The sequence below is a fragment of the Agrobacterium sp. YIC 4121 genome (assembly GCF_002008205.1).
Taxonomy (GTDB): domain Bacteria; phylum Pseudomonadota; class Alphaproteobacteria; order Rhizobiales; family Rhizobiaceae; genus Agrobacterium; species Agrobacterium leguminum.
Window position 1 is genome coordinate 1 of record NZ_MRDI01000004.1, and the last position, 15394, is coordinate 15394.

General features: G+C 60.5%; 18 protein-coding genes. 8 read left to right on the forward strand and 10 right to left on the reverse strand.

The genetic code is table 11. From position 1 onward, the window contains the following. Nucleotides 1-210: 210 nt before the first annotated feature. The 3 genes from BTE54_RS07305 to BTE54_RS07315 all read right to left on the reverse strand — a co-directional run bounded on the left by BTE54_RS07305 (nt 211) and on the right by BTE54_RS07315 (nt 3092). Entirely contained in the window at nt 211-1140 is a 930-nt protein-coding gene (locus tag BTE54_RS07305) for a prephenate/arogenate dehydrogenase family protein (protein ID WP_078051968.1), read from the reverse strand. Continuing rightward, nucleotides 1140-2246: a histidinol-phosphate transaminase gene (gene hisC, locus BTE54_RS07310; RefSeq protein ID WP_078051969.1), complete on the reverse strand. Its 1107-nt coding sequence runs from the start codon at nt 2244-2246 to the stop codon at nt 1140-1142. The genes BTE54_RS07305 and hisC overlap by 1 nt, the downstream gene beginning before the upstream one ends. An 84-nt stretch (nt 2247-2330) precedes the next feature. Beyond that, a complete protein-coding gene (locus tag BTE54_RS07315; protein WP_078051970.1) occupies nt 2331-3092 on the reverse strand; it encodes a class I SAM-dependent methyltransferase in 762 nt (253 codons plus the stop codon). 105 nt (nt 3093-3197) lie between these two features. On the opposite strand from BTE54_RS07315, the gene gloB reads away from it, so the two are divergent. Continuing rightward, the gene (gene gloB / locus BTE54_RS07320; RefSeq protein WP_078051971.1) at nt 3198-3968 is read left to right on the forward strand and encodes a hydroxyacylglutathione hydrolase; all 771 of its coding nucleotides are present in this window, start codon (nt 3198-3200) and stop codon (nt 3966-3968) included. Then, nucleotides 3968-4408, forward strand: coding sequence for a cupin domain-containing protein (locus tag BTE54_RS07325; protein ID WP_162691912.1), 441 nt, complete (start codon nt 3968-3970; stop codon nt 4406-4408). Before gloB ends, BTE54_RS07325 begins: the two co-directional genes overlap by 1 nt. Nucleotides 4409-4413: 5 nt before the next feature. Here the strand turns inward: BTE54_RS07325 and BTE54_RS07330 are convergent, their stop codons facing one another. Next, the gene (locus BTE54_RS07330) at nt 4414-5187 is read right to left on the reverse strand and encodes a DUF3108 domain-containing protein (RefSeq protein ID WP_078051972.1); all 774 of its coding nucleotides are present in this window, start codon (nt 5185-5187) and stop codon (nt 4414-4416) included. Nucleotides 5188-5439: 252 nt separating this feature from the next. Between BTE54_RS07330 and rpmB the strand changes: the two genes are divergently transcribed. The 3 genes from rpmB (at nt 5440) to BTE54_RS07345 (ending at nt 6966) form a co-directional block, all read left to right on the forward strand. Then, on the forward strand, nt 5440-5730 hold the full coding sequence (rpmB, locus tag BTE54_RS07335) for a 50S ribosomal protein L28 (RefSeq protein ID WP_003509888.1): 291 nt from the start codon (nt 5440-5442) through the stop codon (nt 5728-5730). Nucleotides 5731-5892: 162 nt separating this feature from the next. Next, nucleotides 5893-6537 (forward strand): queuosine precursor transporter, encoded by a 645-nt coding sequence (locus tag BTE54_RS07340; protein ID WP_059755523.1) that lies wholly within the window; start codon nt 5893-5895, stop codon nt 6535-6537. Nucleotides 6538-6627: 90 nt separating this feature from the next. Continuing rightward, the gene (locus tag BTE54_RS07345) at nt 6628-6966 is read left to right on the forward strand and encodes a pentapeptide repeat-containing protein (protein WP_026364030.1); all 339 of its coding nucleotides are present in this window, start codon (nt 6628-6630) and stop codon (nt 6964-6966) included. Between the two features lie 2 nt (nt 6967-6968). On the opposite strand, the gene BTE54_RS07350 is transcribed toward BTE54_RS07345, so the two are convergent. The 4 genes from BTE54_RS07350 to BTE54_RS07365 form a co-directional block, all read right to left on the reverse strand. After that, nucleotides 6969-7946: an esterase-like activity of phytase family protein gene (locus BTE54_RS07350; RefSeq protein ID WP_198939109.1), complete on the reverse strand. Its 978-nt coding sequence runs from the start codon at nt 7944-7946 to the stop codon at nt 6969-6971. A gap of 37 nt (nt 7947-7983) precedes the next feature. Beyond that, nucleotides 7984-9888, reverse strand: a complete 1905-nt coding sequence (gene cobT, locus BTE54_RS07355; RefSeq protein WP_078051974.1) for a cobaltochelatase subunit CobT — start codon at nt 9886-9888, stop codon at nt 7984-7986. Between the two features lie 107 nt (nt 9889-9995). Continuing rightward, a complete protein-coding gene (gene cobS, locus BTE54_RS07360) occupies nt 9996-10985 on the reverse strand; it encodes a cobaltochelatase subunit CobS (protein WP_004445672.1) in 990 nt (329 codons plus the stop codon). A gap of 68 nt (nt 10986-11053) precedes the next feature. Then, nucleotides 11054-11689 (reverse strand): J domain-containing protein, encoded by a 636-nt coding sequence (locus tag BTE54_RS07365; protein WP_059755848.1) that lies wholly within the window; start codon nt 11687-11689, stop codon nt 11054-11056. Nucleotides 11690-11803: 114 nt separating this feature from the next. On the opposite strand from BTE54_RS07365, the gene BTE54_RS07370 reads away from it, so the two are divergent. Next, complete coding sequence (locus BTE54_RS07370) at nt 11804-12085, forward strand: BolA family protein (protein WP_078051975.1); 282 nt, start codon at nt 11804-11806, stop codon at nt 12083-12085. Nucleotides 12086-12309: 224 nt separating this feature from the next. On the opposite strand, the gene aroB is transcribed toward BTE54_RS07370, so the two are convergent. Both aroB and BTE54_RS07380 read right to left on the reverse strand, forming a co-directional pair. Beyond that, nucleotides 12310-13443, reverse strand: a complete 1134-nt coding sequence (gene aroB / locus BTE54_RS07375; protein ID WP_078051976.1) for a 3-dehydroquinate synthase — start codon at nt 13441-13443, stop codon at nt 12310-12312. A gap of 5 nt (nt 13444-13448) precedes the next feature. Beyond that, on the reverse strand, nt 13449-14030 hold the full coding sequence (locus BTE54_RS07380; protein ID WP_035262338.1) for a shikimate kinase: 582 nt from the start codon (nt 14028-14030) through the stop codon (nt 13449-13451). Nucleotides 14031-14218: 188 nt separating this feature from the next. Between BTE54_RS07380 and BTE54_RS07390 the strand changes: the two genes are divergently transcribed. Both BTE54_RS07390 and BTE54_RS07395 read left to right on the forward strand, forming a co-directional pair. Next, a complete protein-coding gene (locus tag BTE54_RS07390) occupies nt 14219-14392 on the forward strand; it encodes a hypothetical protein (protein WP_035239639.1) in 174 nt (57 codons plus the stop codon). Next, on the forward strand, nt 14389-15381 hold the full coding sequence (locus tag BTE54_RS07395) for a site-specific tyrosine recombinase XerD (RefSeq protein WP_078051978.1): 993 nt from the start codon (nt 14389-14391) through the stop codon (nt 15379-15381). Before BTE54_RS07390 ends, BTE54_RS07395 begins: the two co-directional genes overlap by 4 nt. Nucleotides 15382-15394 lie beyond the last annotated feature (13 nt).

The window sequence follows — 15394 nt, forward strand, 5'->3', positions numbered from 1 at the left end:
GAATACGAGTAGAATCAACACCGTGCGCCATGTCCACCAAATTTAAACCGGACAGCAGTGGGCTTGTCCCGAGGATCTGCATCCGGTTGTTTGTGTCGATGTGTTTAGATCCTTGGGACAAGCCCAAGGATAACGAAAGCAAAGCTCTGACACTTTGCCAGCGGCCTGATGGCCGGATCAAATCCGGCCATGACTGTCGCCAGCGGCGATTTATTTCTTCTGGTCCAGCGCGTGACGGCCGAAGTCCGGTGCGTCGACATCCTGGCCCGCCTGCACGATAGAACGGCGGATGGCGCGGGTGCGGGAAAACAGTTCGAACAGCTTGTCGCCCTCCCCCCAGCGGATCGCCCTTTGCAGGGACGCCAAGTCTTCGGAAAACCGCGCCAGCATTTCAAGGATCGCATCCTTGTTATGCAGGCAGACATCGCGCCACATGGTGGGATCGGAGGCGGCGAGACGGGTGAAGTCACGGAAACCGGAGGCGGAATATTTGATGACTTCCGATTCGGTCACCGTCTCCAGATCATCCGCCGTGCCGACGATATTGTAAGCGATGATATGCGGCAGATGCGACACGATCGCCAGAACCTTGTCGTGGTGTTCGGCATCCATCTCATCCACGCGGGAGCCGAGCGCCCGCCAGAAATCCTTCAGCCTTTCCAGAGCCTCCGCATCCGTGCCCGGCAGTGGCGTGAAGATGCACCAGCGGTCGCGGAAGAGACCGGCAAAACCGGCATCCGGGCCGGATTTTTCCGTACCCGCCAGCGGATGGCCGGGAATGAAATGCACATTGTCAGGCATATGCGGCGCCATCTGTGCGATGACCGAAGCCTTGGTGGAGCCGACATCGGTAACGATGGCGCCCGGCTTCAGATGTGGCGCGATCTGCTGCGCAACGCTCTCGGAAGCACCGACCGGCACCGAGACGATGACGAGATCGGCATCCTTTACCGCCTCCGCCGCCGAAACGGTGTAATCCGTGCCAAGCGCCAGTTCTTCCGCCCGTTTCAGCGTGTCTTCGCTGCGGGTGGAAATCGTCACATGGCGGGCAAGACCCAGCTCTTTGACATCGCGGGCAATCGACGAGCCAATCAGGCCGATGCCGATCAGCGCGATGCGTTCAAACATGATCTCAGCCATCACGCCTGCCCCATGAACTCGGTGAGGGCCGCGATGACGCCGAGATTGGCCTCCTCCGAACCGACGGTCATTCTCAGCGCATTCGGGAAACCGTAACCACGTACCGCACGCAGAATGTAACCGCGGCGGCTCAGGAACTCGTCCGCATCCGCCGCACGCTTGCCGTCCTGATCCGGGAAATGGATGAGGATGAAATTGGTGACCGATGGCGTGACGGTGAGGCCGAGGCCGGTAAAGGTCGTGACCAGCTTTTCCATCCATAGCGTGTTGTGCGCCACGGCCTTCTCTACGAAGGCCTGATCGCGGATGGCCGCAGCACCCGCCGCGATGGCCGGCGCGCTCATGTTGAACGGGCCGCGCACGCGGTTCAGCGCATCGATGACAGCGGCAGGGCCGTACATCCAGCCGACGCGCAGGGCGGCAAGGCCGTATACCTTGGAGAAGGTTCGCGTCATCACCACGTTGCGGTTGCCGGAAACCAGCTCCAGCCCGGCCTCATAGTCGTTCTTGCGAACATATTCGGCATAGGCCGCATCCAGCACCAGCACGACATGTTTCGGCAGGCCGGCCTGCAGGCGGCGGATTTCCGCGACGGGAACATAGGTGCCAGTGGGATTGCCCGGATTGGCGACGAAAACCATCTTGGTCTTCGGCGTCACGGCGGCGAGGATCGCATCCACATCCACCGCGCAATCCTTTTCCTTCACCGTCACCGGAGTCGCGCCCGCGCCCATGATCTGGATCTTGTAAACGAGGAAACCGTGTTCGGTGATGATCGCCTCATCGCCGGCGCCCAGATAAACGTGGCAAAGCAGGCCGAGAAGCTCGTCCGAACCGTTGCCGCACATGATATTCGCGATGTTGAGACCATGCACGTCGGCAATCGCCTGGCGCAGCGCGATCGCCTGACCGTCCGGATAGATTTCCAGATGGCTGGCAGCCGTGCCGAAAGCCTCTATCGCCTTCGGGCTCGGCCCAAGCGGCGTTTCGTTGGAGGAGAGCTTATAAACCTTCGCGACGCCGTCCACATGTTCCTTGCCCGGAACATAAGCGGCGATATCCAGAATACCCGGACGCGGAACAGGTTGGCTAAGCTCTGCACTCATTTGATCGACCTTTGGAAAAGCGCCGGAGAACCCGGCAAAAGCAATGCCGGAGGCATTAGACCGGAATGGGCGCTTTGTCGAGGGTCAGCGCGGCTTTCCTTGGCCTGCGGCAGTGCGGGTGGTGGGCACCCCCTGCGGGGCCAGCACGGGCACAAAAACGCGACGCGAGGCGCGCTGGGTGACGGGCAATCCCTGATAGAGACGCTTCTGGGCTTCCACCACGATGACACCGGAAAAAAGCGGCCACAGCCGGCGGCCGGTATGTTCAAGATAACGGCGGAATTTCAGTATCGGCCGGCTGGTGGTGGGCGGGAAGAACAGCGCCTCGGCGGTGGCGCCCGGCGTGAAATTGGTTTCGCGCAAAAGCGCCGTCAGCTGTCCGCGCGAATAGGGCCTTCCGGAACCGAAGGGCGTGTGCTCCATGCGCGCCCAGACGCCGCGCCGGTTCGGCACCACGATCACCAGACGGCCGCCGGGCGCCAACACCCGCCACAGTTCCTTCAGGCTTTCACGCGGATTTTCGGCAAATTCCAGCGCATGCACCATCAAGACCCGGTCTATCGACGCATCAGGCAGCGGCAATTCCTCATCGAAAACCAGCGCCGTGGAAGACAGTTCGCCCGCCGGCCAGTTCACCGCCCCCTGCCCCGCCGGCATGAAGGCGAAGGTGCGCTCCGTATCGCGACGAAACCGCTCCAGAAACGGCACGGCATAGCCGAGCCCGACCAGCCGCTCTTCCGGCAAAGGCGGCCATAGCGTCGAAAGCGCCATGGTGATCGCCTGCTCGGCCGAGCGGCCAAGCGGAGAGTGATAGAATTCGCGCAGATCGACGATATCGGTATTCATGGGCGAGAATGTAGCATCAGGCGGTTGGACTTCAAGGCGTCTGCCCTTACATAGAAGGTCAGGCGGGCGATGCGCCGGTTTTGGCCGGCAAATGGAGAGGATAAGATGAAACCTTTGGAAATAGACGTCTTTCTTTGCCGCAGCGACAATTTCGGGGTTCTCCTGCACGATCCCGAAAGCGGCGCGACAGCCACCATAGACGCACCGGAAGAAGGACCTATCCTGCAGGCGCTCGACGGCCACGGCTGGAAGCTCACCCATATCTTCACCACCCACCACCATCAGGACCATGTGGAAGCCAATCTGGCCCTGAAAGACAAGTTCCGCTGCGAAATTCACGGCCCCTACGACGAAGCGGTTGCGATACCCGGCCTCGACCGTTCGCAGGCCGATGGCGACGAATTCGAATTCGCCGGCCGCCGCGTACAGGTCATCGGCACGCCCGGCCATACGGCGGGACATATCTGTTATTATCTGCCCGATGACGGGCTGCTGTTTGCCGCCGATACGCTGTTTGCGATGGGTTGCGGCCGCCTGTTCGAACGTCCGGCGGCGGATATGTGGCATTCCTTTCAGAAACTCATGGCGCTGCCGGATGAGACCAAGGTTTATTTCGGCCATGAATATACGCTGACGAACGCCCGTTTTGCCCTCACCGTCGACCCGGAGAATGCTGTGCTGAGTGAGCGCGCGGCCCACGTCGAGAAGGCGCGGCAGGCGAATGAATTCACCATTCCCACCACCATCGGGCTCGAAAAACAGACCAATCCCTATATGCGGGTGGCCGATGCCGGTATTCGAAAATATCTTGGCCTTGAAAGCGCCACCGATGCCGATGTTTTCGCGGAAATCCGCACACGCAAGGACAATTTCTGATGGGAACGGATATATCGGCGCAGGCGATCATTCGCGAACTGGGGCTGGAGCCGCATCCCGAGGGCGGTTTTTACCACCAGACGTTCCGCGATAAGGCGGGCGGTGAGCGCGGCCATTCGACGGCGATCTATTATCTTCTGGAAAAGGGCGACCGCTCGCACTGGCACCGGGTCACCGATGCGGTGGAGGTCTGGCACTATTATGCCGGCGCGCCCATCGCATTGCATCTTTCGCAGGACGGCCGGGAAGTGCAGACCTTCACGCTCGGCCCCGCCATTCTTGAAGGCGAGCGCCCGCAGGTCATCGTTCCCGCCAATTGCTGGCAATCGGCCGAAAGCCTCGGGGACTTCACGCTCGTCGGCTGCACCGTCTCGCCGGGCTTTGCCTTTTCGAGCTTCGTTATGGCAGAGCCCGGCTGGTCGCCGGGCGATGCGCCGTAATTGCCTCAGCCACCGTATTTCGTGGCGGTGATGTAAACCTGCCCCACCCGGGTCGGAATGATCGCATAAACAGGCGCATAGACATCCATGTTGTTCGACTTGGCGAACCAGATCTCCATGGAGATGGATTTCAAATATTCGATGTCCTTGCGCCCCTGCCGATAGCCCGACTTCGGCACATACCGCGCCTTGCAGACGATGGCGTCGCCATTAAAGCCGTTGGTCTTGAACGGCTTGGTGCCGCTGGAGCTCAAAACCAGATCGAGTCTCGATTCGCCGTCATAGATCGGCAGGCGAGTCGGGCAGATGCGGCCGCCCGCGGGAATGATGAGGCCGGAGATCGGATCGAGAACCGAGCGCAGGTCGCGGTCCTTCACGTCCACCCAGTTGTCCGGCCGGGCTTTCGGCTCAGGCTTCACCGTCGTCGATGTGACGTTGCCGTTGCGATAGACGACGTCATAGGTGCGCACCCGCTTGCCGTCCTTATAGACCAGCGAATATTCGTTGGCCTGCAGCCGGTGGCCGCGCTTGGCGCCGGAAACGGTCGTCTTGCCGGAAATATCCTTGAGGATGCTGGCAAGGCCGGCGGCGCTGAAGGAGCCGGAAATCGAATAATTCGGTCCGTCCATGCGAGTCGAGAAACTCGCTTTGGCAATCGGCAAAATGCCGAGATTGATGCTGTATTCGCTTGTGTGGCGCGCTTCGGCGGCGAGCGAGGGGGAGACGCCCGTTAACGCCATTGTCGCGGCCACGAAAATGCTTTTTCCTCTGGCAATCATTTCGATATCACCTTAAAAGAGGCGCGGAAGCGGCCTTATCGGGCGATCATATACGCTGACTTGTGGCAATAAAAAAGCGGATGCCGGTTGAAAACGCCGGAATTTCCTTTCATTTGATCGCGAGCGGCTTGACTGTTAAGTCTCGTCTGACTATAGAACCGCAACTTTCCAATCATGGCCAGTTGGATTGCCACCCCGGTTTTGCCGGTGGCGAGCCAGTGGTGAAACAGACGAAACGAAATAGGTGTACCCATGTCCCGTGTATGCGAATTGACCGGCAAGGGCGTCCAGACGGGCAACAACGTCAGCCACGCCAACAACAAGACCAAGCGCCGGTTCCTTCCGAACCTCTGCCAGGTCACGTTGATCTCCGATGCTCTCGGCCAGCGTTTCCGCCTGCGTGTTTCCGCAGCCGCTCTGCGCTCCGTTGAACACCGTGGCGGCCTCGATGCCTTCCTTCTGAAGTCCGGCGAAAACGAACTGAGCATGCGCGCTCGTCTCCTCCGCCGCCAGATCGCCAAGAAGACGGCCGAAGCTGCTTAATAGCGGTTTCGACATCATCTGAATTCAGAAGGCTTGAATGGCTTTGCCGCTCAAGCCTTTTGTTTGTTCCAGATTTTAGTTGCATCGGGTTTTGCGAAAACCGTTTGAGACGTTTTCCTCCGATGCTTGGCTCCAACTGGTGGCATCACCCAGGATAAAAAAATGCCCTATCTGCGCTATACGCTCATCTATGTTCTGCTGATGACGCTCGTCGTCGTCGCTTCCAATATTCTGGTGCAATACCCGCTTTCCGGCTCGTTGTTCGGCGTCAATCTCGGCGACCTTCTGACCTGGGGCGCCTTCACCTATCCGATCGCCTTCCTCGTCACGGACCTGACCAACCGCCAGTTCGGCCCCTCCATCGCGCGCCGCGTCGTGCTTGCCGGCTTCGTCGTCGGGGTCACGCTGTCCTTCTGGACATCCATTCCGCGCATCGCGGTCGCTTCCGGCACCGCCTATCTGATCGGCCAGCTGCTGGATATTTCCGTTTTCAACCGCCTGCGCCGCCAGCGCTGGTGGCACGCGCCGCTTGCCGGCTCCATGCTGGGATCGGTGCTGGATACCGCACTGTTCTTCTCCATCGCCTTTGCCGCAAGCTTCTCCTTCGTCGGCCCCAACGATGCCTTCGCCATCGAAAACGCTCCCATTCTCGGTGTCTTCGCCGTGGAAGCGCCCCGTTGGATTTCCTGGGCGCTGGGTGATCTCTCGGTGAAGGTTCTCGTCGGCCTCATCATGTTGTTGCCTTACGGCGCTCTGATGAACACGCTGAAGCCGATGCCGGGCGCCGTCAAAACGGGCCGCGTTTGAGGCCAGGCAAGCGCGGATCAAATCGCGCTTGCAAGCCAGCCGCCAGCATTGCAGTCTGTCGTCCGTGGCACAGCGCGGAGGCAGGTCGACATGCAGATAAAGGACGTTATAGACATCGTGGAGGCCGCCAGCGCCACGCTTTCAGGCTCAACCTTCAACGACGTCAATCTATCCGGCACGGTCTTCGACAATGTCAATCTTTCCGGGGCGAGCTTCAACAATATCAATTTGTCAGGCGCGTCGTTCACGGATAACAACATGTCCGGCTGGTCGATCGATGACGTCAATTTTTCCGGTCTGAAACTCAGCAACTCCAACCTGTCCGGTGCGCAGATAACGTCATGCCGGATGACCGGCATGAAGATCGACGGCATTCCCGTCGAGGACCTGATGGCAGCCTACAAGGCGGCACAGCAGCAGCAGGCCTGATTTTATTCCACCAGCTTGAATTCCAGCATCAGGTTGCGCTGGAGGAACGAGTGATTGTCATCGGAAACGATGATGAGGCGCGTCGAGCCGTCCGGCCCCTTTACCACATCCATGCCTTCCATATTGTCGATCTGGTAGGCCATGCCGGCTTCCATGAGAATTTCGCCATCCACCACAGCACCCGGCCGGATATCGGCCCCACGGATGCGACGGATGCGCATGCCCACGCCTTCGGCGAAATTGAAGCGGCGCTCAAGAAGCAGCAGGTCGCCATTGGGCAGGAATGCGCCGTCCGTCACGTCGAATGACGGATGATGCGTAACGGCGAATGTGCCCTTGCGCGGACCTTCCAGTATGGCGGCGAGAAGATTGCCGTCCGTGTCGATACTTTTTTCAGCCACCACGACCAGAGCGCCGGCGAGCGGCGAATCGGCGGGCGATACCGCGAGAGCCTCCAGGCCGCCATTATGGCGCAACTCGTTGCTGGGGATGAGATATGGTAGGCGGTCTAGCGGCTTTGCGGTGGCGAAGCCCGGATCGGGATAGATATCGATCCTGTGGCGCTGCTCGTAACTGACGAAAACCTTGCCGTCGCGCAGCGCCAGCCCTTCCGCATCCATCTCCATCTTGCGCGGCGGTTCGCGCCCGCTCATGTCCAGCATGGGGGTGATGCGGACATCGGCAAGCCAGGACAAAGCACCGCGAGCGTCACGCAAGACCCTGCCGGTCAGCCAATGGCCGGTATCGAGCACCGCAACGAAATCCTCCCCATTGGGACGGAAACGGATGGAGGATATCGCCCCGAACAGCTTTTCCGGCGCGCTCATCACCATGCCATTGATAAATTCCAGCTTGCCGAAACGTTTTTCGCTGGTGCCGACTTCGAAAGAGGAGAGCAAACGCACGCTCACCGGCACATCGATGGTGGAAGCGCCGATGGAAACCGGACACAACGATGCGGCCGCCAGAATGGCGGCCATCGCAAGCGTTTTGCAGGCGGAAGAAGCCCGGCCCCGCTTATCCCGCACGGCGAACCCTGCGGGACGAACCGGAAGCGCCGCTCGTATCCTCGAAGAGCGCCGCAAGCTGCTCGGTCATCGCGCCGGCCAGCTCGTCCGCATCTACGATGGTCACGGCGCGGCGATAATAGCGCGTCACGTCGTGGCCGATACCGATAGCCAGCAGTTCCACCGGCGAGCGCGTTTCGATCTGCTCGATCACGGCGCGCAGGTGCCGCTCCAGATAATTGCCCGGATTGACCGACAGGGTCGAATCGTCCACCGGCGCACCATCCGAGATCATCATCATGATCTTGCGCTGCTCGGGGCGGCCGATCAGGCGATTATGCGCCCACATCAGCGCTTCGCCGTCGATATTTTCCTTCAGCAGGCCCTCGCGCATCATCAGGCCGAGATTGCGCCGCGAACGCCGCCACGGAGCGTCCGCCGACTTGTAGATGATGTGGCGCAGATCGTTGAGACGGCCGGGCGACGCCGGCTTGCCATTGGCAAGCCACTGTTCGCGCGATTGCCCGCCCTTCCAGGCCTTGGTGGTGAAGCCCAGAATCTCCACCTTCACGCCCGAGCGCTCCAGCGTGCGCGCCAGAATATCGGCGCAGGTGGCAGCCACGGTAATGGGACGGCCGCGCATCGAACCGGAATTGTCGATGACGAGCGAAACCACAGTATCGCGGAACTTGGTGTCGCGCTCCTTCTTGAAGGAAAGCGGCTGCATGGGATCGATGATGAGCCTGACAAGACGGGCCGGATCGAGATAGCCCTCTTCCAGATCGAAGTCCCAGGAACGGTTCTGCTGCGCCATCAGGCGGCGCTGCAGGCGGTTCGCTAAGCGCCCGACGGCGCCCTGAAGATGGGCGAGCTGCTTGTCGAGAAACGCGCGCAGACGATCAAGCTCGGCCTCGTCGCACAGTTCCTCGGCGTGAATTTCCTCGTCGAATTCCTGGGTGAAGATGCGGTAATCGACCTTCTCGTTGAAATCGTCGAAGGGGCTGTTGGGACGGCGGGTCTCGCCGGGCGTTTCGGAATCCTCGTCGAGATCGTCGGACATTTCCTCGTCCGACATCTCGGCGCCGTCCATCTCGCCTTCTTCCATTTCCTCCTGCGAGGCCTCGTTTTCATCGGCAGGCGTCGCGTCCGAGCCGGCCTCTTCCTCGACCTGCTCTTCTTCGGTCTCGTTGGTGCGCGGCTGATCCTCGTTGGATTCCGCTTCCTGGCTCTCTGGCTCGTTATCCTCGTCGCCGAAATCTTCCGCCATCTGCATGGAGGTCAGCATCTTGCGCACCAGCCGCGAAAACGCCTTCTGGTCGGTGATGACGCTGGAGAGATCCTTGAGGTCGCCGGCCGCCTTGTCCTCGATGAAATCGCGCCACAGATCGACAACCTTGCCGGCGCTTTCCGGCGGTTTCTCACCCGTCAGCTTCTCGCGCACCAGCAGCGCAACGGCTTCGGCAAGCGGCGCATCGTCCTTGTTGTTGATGCCGGCGAAATTGGCCTTGGCGTATTTTTCCGTGTTCATGGCATGGATGTTGGAGGCCATGCCCGGCATGCGCAGCGCGCCGATGGATTCCACGCGCGCCTGTTCGACAGCATCGAAGATCAGCCGCGCTTCGGCGCCCTGCGGCGACATCACGGCGTGGGTATCGGCATCATGGCAGGCAAGACGCAGCGCCATGGAATCACCGAGACCACGGGTAATCGCAATTTCCTGCGCAGTCGGCTTCTTGGAAATTTCCGGCAGGCGCATGCGCTCGCCGGCGAGACCCGGCCGCTCATTGGCGAAAACGACCTCGACTTCGGCATCGCCGGCGACGGATCGCACGCATCCGGCAATCGCCTGACGCAACGGCTCCGTATCGACCGCCGTACCCGGTTTTGCTCTGGAATTGTCGCCGCGCCCTGCCATTGTCTTTCCTGTCATTTGTCGGCGCCTGCGGCACGCGATTGGAAGATCGCGCGCGCCACCGGCGTCTTCAAGTCATCGGTGATCTTCCCCGGACAAGCCGGGGACTATCAGGCGCTGAGAACGATGTTCGCAGCGCTTTCCTTCAGCTCGACGCCGAAAGCCCGCTGATATTGCTCAGCCACCAGCGTGCGCTCCAGCTCGTCACACTTGTTGAGGAAGGTTACGCGGAAGGCAAAGGCGAGATCGCCGAAGATTTCCGCATTTTCCGCCCAGGTGATGACGGTACGCGGGCTCATGACCGTGGAAAGATCGCCATTGATGAAAGCCGAACGGGTGAGATCGGCCACGCGCACCATCTTGGAGACGGTTTCACGGCCCTTCGGATTGTCGAAGCTCTTCACCTTGGCGGCGATGATGTTCACTTCCTGCTCATGCGGCAGGTAGTTCAGCGTGGTGACGATGGACCAGCGGTCCATCTGCGCCTGGTTGATCTGCTGCGTGCCGTGGTAAAGGCCGGTCGTATCGCCAAGGCCGATGGTGTTGGCGGTTGCGAAAATGCGGAAGGCCGGGTGAGGACGGATGACGCGGCTCTGGTCGAGCAGGGTCAGGCGGCCGGAGGATTCCAGCACGCGCTGGATGACGAACATGACATCCGGGCGGCCGGCATCATATTCGTCGAAGACGAGCGCCACATTGTGCTGGTAGGCCCAGGGCAGAATGCCGTCCTTGAATTCGGTGACCTGCTTGCCGTCCTTCAGGACGATGGCGTCCTTGCCGACGAGGTCGATACGGCTGACATGGCTGTCGAGGTTGACGCGCACGCAGGGCCAGTTCAGGCGGGCAGCCACCTGCTCGATATGGGTGGATTTACCCGTGCCGTGGAAACCGGATACCATGACACGTCGGTTGTGAGCAAAACCGGCAAGGATCGCAAGCGTCGTGTCGCGATCGAAAAGATAGTCGGGATCGAGGTCAGGCACATAGGCGTCGCCCTGGGAATAGGCGGGAACCCGCAGATCCGTATCAATGCCGAAAACCTCCCGCACGGACACCGTCGTGTCGGGCAGGTTGGAAATATCAAGGTCGATTTTGCTCATCACGTCTCCAAGGCGGGCGGCAGCCACCCGGCCACATCATCAATCAGGCGGTAAACACATAAGTTGGCTTAGCAGAAACCTGACTGCTTTAACAATTGATATGCTTGAACAACAGCCCGAAAACGCTCTTCCGAACCACGATCGCCACCATTAGCATCAGGATGGTGCTTTTTGACAAGCTCCTTGTAGCGCCTTTTTATGTCTTCCTGCTTTGCGGTGGAAGAAAGACCGAGCGTATCGAAGGCTTTTGCCTCCAGCGTCTTCAATTTGCGGTCCTGCTGCATGCGGGTGCCGCCTGCCCTTGCGCCGCCCGCAAAACCGCCGGCAAAGCCGAAAGGATCGCGGATACGGGCGTTCCCGCTTGCCGTGCCGGAACGCAGCGTGGAATGCAGCGGGCTGTCGCGCGCCGTCTTGTTGACGCCCACCGTCCAGGTCGGGCGATGGCCGGTGATCGCTTCCTTCTGGTAACGGGCGATCTCGCTGTCGGACAGGCCGGAAAAATAATTATAGCCCTTGTTGTATTCCTTCACATGCTCAAAACAGAACAGGAAGAATTGCCCCTCGGCATTGCGGCCGACGGGTGCCCGGTGAATACCCGGCTTGTCGCATCCGTCCCACTGGCAGGTCGGGGCCTGAACCTCAGGTTCCCTCTCCCTTTTCCGGCGCGTGCGGATGCGATCGAAATATTTCGAATCCAGTTTCATGATGCCCTGATTATGGGGTGCGAAAAGCCGCACAACAAGAATTGACAAAGCGGAATGTTGCTGGCTTTTAGGTAGCCCCCTTCAAGACCAGCCAACGAGAATGGAGCCCGTCGCATGTCCCTGCGAGAACGCATAGAAACGAAGCTTCGGGAAAGCTTTTCTCCGGAGCGCCTGAGGGTCGTCGATGAAAGCCTGATGCATGCCGGCCACCAGCCGGATATCACAGGCACGGGCGAGACGCATATGCGTGTTCAGATAGTGTCGGAAAGCTTTTCCGGCAAGTCTCGCGTCGAGCGCCACCGGGCGATCAACGCGCTTTTGAAGCCGGAACTCGATGCCGGCCTGCATGCACTGGCGATTGAGGCGGCGGCGCCGGGGGAAGCGGTGCGGTTTTAAACCTCGAGCAAGCCCTCTCATCCGGCCCTGCGGGCCACCTTCTCCCCGGCGGGGAGAAGAAACAGGGCGGCAGCACCGTGCTCAAAGCTCTGACCTCAATCTAAGCTGAACCAACGCTGTCTCGTATGGCATTGCCATCATGGCTTGTTCTTCTCCCCGCCGGGGAGAAGTGCCGGAGTGAAGCGAGGCGATGAGGTGGCGCCCTCACCGTATCGCTCAACATCTCACCCCGGATGTTTTTCCGACAGGAAGGACTGCACCTCGGACGCCGCAACATCATCGGCCACGAAGGACTGGCCGATGCCGTGGGTGAGGATGAAGGTGAGCTTGCCGCCCTTGACCTTCTTGTCCTGCGCGATTGCCGCCATCAGCGTTTCCACCGGCGGCAACTCGCCGGGGATATCCTTCATCGTCGTTGGCAGGCCGACGGCCTTCAGATGCGCTTCGACGCGGGCGGCATCGTCCGGGCTTGCGAGGTTGAGGCGGGCGGAGAACTGGTGCGCCAGCACCATGCCGATGGCGACGCCTTCGCCATGCACCAGCCGCTTGCTGTCGTAATTGGTCGCCGCCTCCAGCGCATGGCCGAATGTATGGCCGAGGTTCAGAAGGGCGCGCACGCCGTTTTCTTTCTCGTCGGCCACCACCACATCGGCTTTCGCCTGGCAGCTCGTCGCAATCGCCTGAATGCGGGCGGGGCCGCCGGTGCGGATTTCATCCCAGTTCTTTTCCAGCCAGAAGAAGAAATCCGGCTTGTCGATCAGCCCGTACTTCACCACTTCGGCATAACCGGCGCGGAATTCCCGCGGGCTCAGCGTATCGAGCACGGCCGTATCCGCCAGCACCAGATCGGGCTGGTGGAACACGCCCACGAGGTTCTTGCCATGGCGGCTGTTGATGCCCGTCTTCCCGCCGACAGAGGAATCGACCTGCGCCAGAAGCGAGGTCGGTATCTGCACGAAGCGCACGCCACGGCGCACGATGCCGGCTGCGAAACCCGCGAGATCGCCGATCACGCCCCCACCAAGCGCGATCACCGCATCGTTACGCTCTACTCTTGCTGCCAGAACCGCATCGCAGACGGTGACCAGATGCTCGAAGCTCTTGGTCTTTTCGCCGGCAGGCAGAGTCAGCGAAACCGCTTCGATGCCATCCGTCTGCAGCCCGTCCATCAGGCCTTCGAGATAGAGCGGCGCGACATGTTCATCGGTTATGATGGCCGCGCGCCGGCCCTTCAGCCGCGCCGAAATTTCGCCGCCCGCACGGCCGATGAGGCCCGGCCCGATCAGAATGTCATAGGCGCGCTCGCCGAGCGGCACATGCACGAGACGTTCATCGGCGTGGATTTCGGAAGGCGTCATGGGGATCAGTCTTTCTGTTCGATGCCGGCTATGGCGGCCAGCACTTCTGTCACGATGATTTCCTTGCGGACATCGCGGGATTCGATGGTCAGATCCGCTTCCGCATAGATCGGATAGCGCTTCTCCATCAGGGCCGCCAGCGTGGCTTTGGGGTTTTCGGTCTTGAGAAGCGGGCGGTGGTCGCGCTTGTTGACCCTCTCCCACAACACCTCGAGATCGGCCTTCAGCCACAATGAAATGCCGCCGCGCGTGATGTGCCGGCGGGTATTGTCGTTGATGAAGGCGCCGCCGCCGGTGGAGATGACCTTGGGGCCGCCTCGAAGCAGCCGCTTGATGACCCGCGTTTCCAGCGCCCGGAATTCTTCTTCGCCATAGGTGGCGAAAAGTTCCGATATCGTCATGCGCGAAACGCGCTCGATTTCGACATCCGTATCGATGAACGGAACCCTGAGCTGCTGGGCTACCATGCGGCCCACCGCCGACTTTCCAGCCCCCATCAGCCCGACGAAGACGATGTTGCGCCGTCCGAGCTTTGCCCGCGCTTGCTCCCCGAGTGTGGCCGGGACGGATAAATTCGTTTCATTCATAGATTTGAAAGCCCGTTTGGCATGGATATCTGCAAATGTTTACGAAGCGTCAAGCCAAATTGCTGACTGAATTGCGGTGAATCACAATCATCGCCGCATGCGGCATGGAGCGGAGCGGGCATTTTGATCTTGTCGCCGCTTTCGCCGCACCGCATAAACGTTTCGACCGCCACCTGCACGGAGCCGCCATGCCCACCCTCTTCCGCTTCACGATGATACTGGCGACCATCGCGGGGCTGATCTATGGCGGCATGGTGCTGCTCGTCATGGTCGTCAAACCGCGCGACCGCGAAGTGACGGTACGCATCCCTTCCGAGCGGCTGAACCCGCCGTCTACCGAACCGGCAAGGCGCACCCCATGAGCGGACCGGCAGGAGGGCGCGACGGCGCGCGGCTGGAAAGTTTTCTGGAAATGATGAGCGCCGAACGCGGGGCTGCCCCCAACACGCTCTCTTCCTATGAGCGCGACCTTGCTGACCTGCGCGAATTTCTCGGCCGTCGCGGCCAGACCCTGACGGAAGCGCAGACGCCTGACCTTTCCGCCTATCTGACCCATCTTTCCGCTCAGGGTTTTGCCGCAACCTCACAGGCGCGACGTCTTTCCACCATGCGACAATTCTATCGTTTTCTCTATTCGGAAGGGCTGCGCGGCGACGACCCGACCGGCATCATCGATGCGCCGAGAAAAGGTCTCGGCTTACCGAAAACGATGAGCGTCGCCGATGTGAACCGGCTTCTTAGCCTTGCCGCGCAGGAAGCCGCCACATCCGGTCCCGGCCAGATGGCGCGCATCCGCATGCATCTGCTGCTCGAACTGCTTTATGCCACCGGCATGCGTGTCAGTGAGCTTGTCTCGCTGCCGGTCAAGGTGCTGCGTCAGGAAGGCCGCTTCCTGATGATACGCGGCAAGGGCAACAAGGACCGCATGGTTCTTCTTTCCCGCGCCGCCATCGAGGCGATGGAAAAATACGAGGCTGCCAGAAAGGCGGTCGCATCGGAGAAAAGCAGGGCGGCCGCTTCGCAGAAAAAACCGGAGACGCTGGAAAGCCCGTGGCTGTTTCCTTCCAACGGCAAGGAAGGCCACCTGCCCCGCCAGGTCTTTGCCCGCGACCTCAAGGACATCGCCATCCGTGCGGGCCTGGCCCCGTCTGCGATATCGCCGCATGTGCTGCGCCATGCCTTTGCCAGCCACCTTCTGCAGAACGGCGCGGATTTACGCGCGGTGCAGGAACTGCTCGGCCATTCCGACATTTCCACGACACAAATCTATACACATGTGCTGGAAGAACGCTTGCAAGAGCTGGTACAAACACATCACCCCCTTGCCAAACAGGGCAAAAACCTTGATTAGAGCGACCGGAACC

Excerpts from the sequence above, each read along its gene's own strand:
- BTE54_RS07305 (WP_078051968.1), bottom strand. The coding sequence starts at position 1,140 with ATGGCTGAGATCATGTTTGAACGCATCGCGCTGATCGGCATCGGCCTG.
- hisC (WP_078051969.1), bottom strand. The coding sequence starts at position 2,246 with ATGAGTGCAGAGCTTAGCCAACCTGTTCCGCGTCCGGGTATTCTGGAT.
- BTE54_RS07315 (WP_078051970.1), bottom strand. The coding sequence starts at position 3,092 with ATGAATACCGATATCGTCGATCTGCGCGAATTCTATCACTCTCCGCTT.
- gloB (WP_078051971.1), top strand. The coding sequence starts at position 3,198 with ATGAAACCTTTGGAAATAGACGTCTTTCTTTGCCGCAGCGACAATTTC.
- BTE54_RS07325 (WP_162691912.1), top strand. The coding sequence starts at position 3,968 with ATGGGAACGGATATATCGGCGCAGGCGATCATTCGCGAACTGGGGCTG.
- BTE54_RS07330 (WP_078051972.1), bottom strand. The coding sequence starts at position 5,187 with ATGATTGCCAGAGGAAAAAGCATTTTCGTGGCCGCGACAATGGCGTTA.
- rpmB (WP_003509888.1), top strand. The coding sequence starts at position 5,440 with ATGTCCCGTGTATGCGAATTGACCGGCAAGGGCGTCCAGACGGGCAAC.
- BTE54_RS07340 (WP_059755523.1), top strand. The coding sequence starts at position 5,893 with ATGCCCTATCTGCGCTATACGCTCATCTATGTTCTGCTGATGACGCTC.
- BTE54_RS07345 (WP_026364030.1), top strand. The coding sequence starts at position 6,628 with ATGCAGATAAAGGACGTTATAGACATCGTGGAGGCCGCCAGCGCCACG.
- BTE54_RS07350 (WP_198939109.1), bottom strand. The coding sequence starts at position 7,946 with ATGGCCGCCATTCTGGCGGCCGCATCGTTGTGTCCGGTTTCCATCGGC.
- cobT (WP_078051974.1), bottom strand. The coding sequence starts at position 9,888 with ATGGCAGGGCGCGGCGACAATTCCAGAGCAAAACCGGGTACGGCGGTC.
- cobS (WP_004445672.1), bottom strand. The coding sequence starts at position 10,985 with ATGAGCAAAATCGACCTTGATATTTCCAACCTGCCCGACACGACGGTG.
- BTE54_RS07365 (WP_059755848.1), bottom strand. The coding sequence starts at position 11,689 with ATGAAACTGGATTCGAAATATTTCGATCGCATCCGCACGCGCCGGAAA.
- BTE54_RS07370 (WP_078051975.1), top strand. The coding sequence starts at position 11,804 with ATGTCCCTGCGAGAACGCATAGAAACGAAGCTTCGGGAAAGCTTTTCT.
- aroB (WP_078051976.1), bottom strand. The coding sequence starts at position 13,443 with ATGACGCCTTCCGAAATCCACGCCGATGAACGTCTCGTGCATGTGCCG.
- BTE54_RS07380 (WP_035262338.1), bottom strand. The coding sequence starts at position 14,030 with ATGAATGAAACGAATTTATCCGTCCCGGCCACACTCGGGGAGCAAGCG.
- BTE54_RS07390 (WP_035239639.1), top strand. The coding sequence starts at position 14,219 with ATGCCCACCCTCTTCCGCTTCACGATGATACTGGCGACCATCGCGGGG.
- BTE54_RS07395 (WP_078051978.1), top strand. The coding sequence starts at position 14,389 with ATGAGCGGACCGGCAGGAGGGCGCGACGGCGCGCGGCTGGAAAGTTTT.